Source organism: Sulfurimonas sp., assembly GCF_027056685.1.
In the GTDB taxonomy this organism is placed as follows: Bacteria; Campylobacterota; Campylobacteria; order Campylobacterales; family Sulfurimonadaceae; genus Sulfurimonas.
Map to the genome: position 1 here is coordinate 1 of NZ_JALUKE010000098.1, position 4,024 is coordinate 4,024.

A 4,024-nucleotide genomic window follows, 5' to 3' on the forward strand; every position below is an offset into this window, starting at 1 on the left:
ATTATCTCTCTTGTGCTAATTTTTGCAATTTTAGCAATGAGTAAAAATGTTGAATTGTTTTCTCGCTTGGTTCTTGCTTTTTCCATAATTTTTATGATGTTCTTTATTCCATTGTTTAAAAATATTGGAAAAAAATGGCTTTTTAAAATTGGTTTATGGAAAAAAAGAGCTCGTGTGTATGGGTGTGATATTCTGGTTCGTCAAGAGGTCTTTACTAATCCTTACCTCGGATATAAAGATGCAAAAGAAAGAGATGCTGAAGTTGTCTTTGTCAATGCTAAAGATATGAGTTTAAATGAGAGAGACTTAATTATTAGTGAAGCATTGTCTGCTAAACACGAAGTGCTTTTTATTCCAACTTTTGATGAGTTTGACCTTACAAATTCACATATTGATAAATTGCAAAATACAAGAACTAATTTAGTCTACTTTACAAATCGTCTTGCTTCAAAAAGTCGAATGTTTGTGCAGGTGTGTTTTAACTATATATTAGCAATTTTCCTTTTACCAATATTACTGCCTATAATAGGTATTTTGGCTTTTTTAATAAAAAAAGAGTCTCCTGGACCTGTCTTTTTTGCACACAATCGTATTGGAAAGGATGGAAAAGTTATTCCAACACTTAAATTTAGAAGTATGTATAGTGATGCAGCAGAGCGTCTTGAAAAACTTTTGGCAGAAGATGCAGAAGTAAAAGCAGAGTGGGAGAAAAACTTTAAACTAAAAGAAGATCCTCGTGTTACAAAAATAGGTGCTCTTTTACGAAAGACATCACTCGATGAGCTTCCTCAAATTTTCAATGTCTTAAAAGGGGAGATGAACTTTGTTGGTCCTCGTCCTGTTATTCAACAAGAAATCGATCAATATTACAAAGAAGATGCAAAATACTACTTTATGGTTAAGCCTGGTATTACAGGGCTTTGGCAAGTAAGTGGAAGAAGTGATACCGACTATGATTACAGAGTAAAAACAGACAAATGGTATGTAATGAATTGGTCTTTATGGCTAGACATAGTCATACTCTTTAAAACAGTAAAAGTAGTACTCTTTCGTGAGGGTGCATACTAAAATATGAAATTATAAATAAAGGAAAAAAATGCGAAATATGCAAGAACAGTGTTATGAAGAAGATACAATAGATTTACGAGAGTTATGGGCGGTTTTAAGAAAGAGAAAGAGACTCATTTGGTTGACTACAGGAGTTGTTACACTTGCAGCATTGGCTTATGTGCTTTTGGTAAGACCTGTTTATGAGGCAAAGGCTACAGTAGAAATTGGAAAAGAACTTAAAAAAAATAATTCAGGTTTATTGGTATCACAGTATATAGATAATGTTGAAGATTTAAAACAGTATCTTGACATTAAGTACGATATAGCTGGAAAGTATAGAGATAAAAACAGTACATGCTATATTAAAAGTGTAGATGTTCCTAAAAAAAATAAAACAGGAGCTTTTTTAACTATAACTGCATATGCAGGTAGTAATGGTGGAGCTACTAAAACTATACAAAAACCTCTTGATGATATTTTGAGTAAAGACAAAGTTTATTATGATATGATTTTAGAGAGAAAAGAAGACAAACTTGAGAAATTGCATCAAGATATTGAGTATGAGACACATACGGTCTTGCCACAACTGAAACAAGATTTTGCTTTTTTGAAAACATCAGAACTGAAAAAGATAGATAATAAGATAAAACTGATTAAAATAGTTAATATTAATGCTTTAAATGATAAAATAAAGCAGAGTAAAGCAGAAATTTCAAAGAAAATAGCTGCAATTAAATCTATGCGCAAAGAGATTGTGCGTGTAGCCAAACAAGATCCTACTTTAGCAACTATGACATCTATGCAAATGGCAAACCTAGAAAATGATATAGCACGTCTGAAAGCAAAAATTATTGATTTGGAAAGTAAAATATCTACTATTAACGAAGAAACGATTCCAAATCTAGAAGCACAAAGAAGAAAACTTCTTGAGATAATCATTCCTGCTAAAGAAGCAGAAATAGAAAAAATGACCTCTATTACTTTACCTAGAATTCATACACAGATAAAAGAAGTTGAAATGTCCATGAAAGCGCCTTATCTAGTCATGACACATATTATACATAAAATTTATACACATGACAAACCAGTGAAACCAAAGAAAAAGTTAATAGTAATTGTTGCATTTATAACTGGCTTGATGCTTTCTATATTTCTTGCATTTTTTTTGGAGTTTATAGGAAAAGACAACACATCAAGTAATACTTAATATGTAAAATATGGTTTAGAATATGAGATTAACACAATATGAGATTGCATCAATCAAGAAAATTTTTGAAGAGGTTTTTGGAGATGGAGAAATATATCTTTTTGGTTCTCGTGTTGATGACAGTAAAAAAGGTGTGAAGTTATGAATGTGTATGAACAAAAGCTTGTTAAAATTTTTAATGAATGTGATAAACATATAGAGAGAATCAATAGCTCATCCGCTAAAATGAAGCTAAATATGCCATTAGATAAAAATAAGTATTTGAATTTATCTGATGATGAAATTGAACATATAGATCAGTTCTTATTTAGATTTTCTAAGCTTCAGGATGCCATTGGAGAGAAATTATTTAAAACTATTTTATTATATTTAGAGGAAAAAATTGAAAATAAGCCATTTATTGATATTTTAAATAGATTAGAAAAGTTAGAACTATTGGAAGATGTTGATGTATGGCGAGAACTAAGAAATGATAGAAATGAATTAGCTCATAATTATGATGATGATCCAGAAGAGACATCAGAAGTTATAAATAAGCTATATTATAAAAAAGATACATTGATAAATATATACCAACGAATAAAAAACTTTTATGATTTTAAGCTACTTCAAAATTAAGCAGCTAAAATGGAAAAAATATACTCAAAAAAAATAACAATTATAGGTCTAGGCTACGTAGGTTTACCCCTAGCCCACGCATTTAGCGAAAAATACGAAGTAGTAGGCTTTGATATAAACAAGCCAAGGATTGATGAACTTAACAGTGGCTTTGACAGAACACTCGAACTTACAAGTGAGCAGGTAAATGAGTCTCTTAAAAACGGAATGAAATTTACTATGGATGTGGAAGATATTAAAAATAGCAATGTCTACATCGTTACTGTTCCAACTCCTATTGACAATAATAATGAACCAGACTTGACTCCCATAGAAAAATCTACTGAGACTGTAGCAAAAGTTCTAAAAAAAGGTGACATTGTCATTTATGAATCTACTGTGTACCCTGGTGTAACCGAAGAGGTTTGTGTGCCTATCTTAGAAGAGGGAAGCGGACTGAAATTTAATGAAGATTTCTACTGTGGTTATTCTCCTGAGCGTATTAATCCGGGTGATAAAGAACACACTGTTACAAAGATCCTTAAAATCACTTCAGGCTCAACTCCAGAGATAGCAAAAGTAGTGGATGATTTATATAAGTCAATAATCACAGCCGGAACACATTTAGCACCTACAATTAAAGTTGCAGAAGCTGCAAAGGTCATTGAAAACACCCAAAGAGATGTAAACATCGCCCTTATGAATGAGCTTGCAATGATATTTGATACAATGAACATCAACACAAACGCAGTGCTTGAAGCAGCCGCAACAAAGTGGAATTTCATTAAACTCGCTCCCGGACTTGTTGGTGGGCATTGTATAGGAGTTGATCCGTATTATCTTACGCATAAAGCACAATCATTGGGCTATACACCAAATTTAATTCTTGGTGCACGACATATTAATAATGGAATGAGTAAACTTATAGCAAATAAAGCAATCAAGTTCATGATAAAAGCAGATAAGCGGCTTAAAGGTGCAAAAGTTCTTCTTCTTGGTGTTACATTTAAAGAAAATTGTCCTGATATGAGAAATACGAAAGTTGTTGACATTATTAAAGAGCTTCAAGAGTATGAATGTCAAATTGATATTTATGACTACTGGGTAGACAAGAGTGACAGAGAGAGTAAAAAACTCCCTTTTATAGATGAACTTCCATACAACGCAAAC

General features: G+C 31.9%; 5 protein-coding genes. All 5 read left to right on the plus strand.

The window, feature by feature from the left end:
- Positions 1-1,068, plus strand: a 1,068-nt coding sequence (locus MVY38_RS04325) for an exopolysaccharide biosynthesis polyprenyl glycosylphosphotransferase (protein ID WP_297483919.1), incomplete at its 5' end; no start/stop codon positions are given.
- Positions 1,069-1,096: 28 nt separating this feature from the next.
- The gene (locus MVY38_RS04330; RefSeq protein WP_297483920.1) at positions 1,097-2,257 is read left to right on the plus strand and encodes a Wzz/FepE/Etk N-terminal domain-containing protein; all 1,161 of its coding nucleotides are present in this window, start codon (positions 1,097-1,099) and stop codon (positions 2,255-2,257) included.
- Between the two features lie 22 nt (positions 2,258-2,279).
- Entirely contained in the window at positions 2,280-2,402 is a 123-nt protein-coding gene (locus MVY38_RS04335) for a hypothetical protein (RefSeq protein ID WP_297483921.1), read from the plus strand.
- Positions 2,399-2,875 carry a hypothetical protein gene (locus MVY38_RS04340; protein WP_297483922.1) on the plus strand — a complete coding sequence of 159 codons (477 nt, stop codon included), beginning with the start codon at positions 2,399-2,401 and terminating at the stop codon, positions 2,873-2,875. Before MVY38_RS04335 ends, MVY38_RS04340 begins: the two co-directional genes overlap by 4 nt.
- Before the next feature lie 9 nt (positions 2,876-2,884).
- The coding region (locus MVY38_RS04345) for a nucleotide sugar dehydrogenase (protein ID WP_297483924.1) at positions 2,885-4,024 on the plus strand (1,140 nt) is incomplete at its 3' end.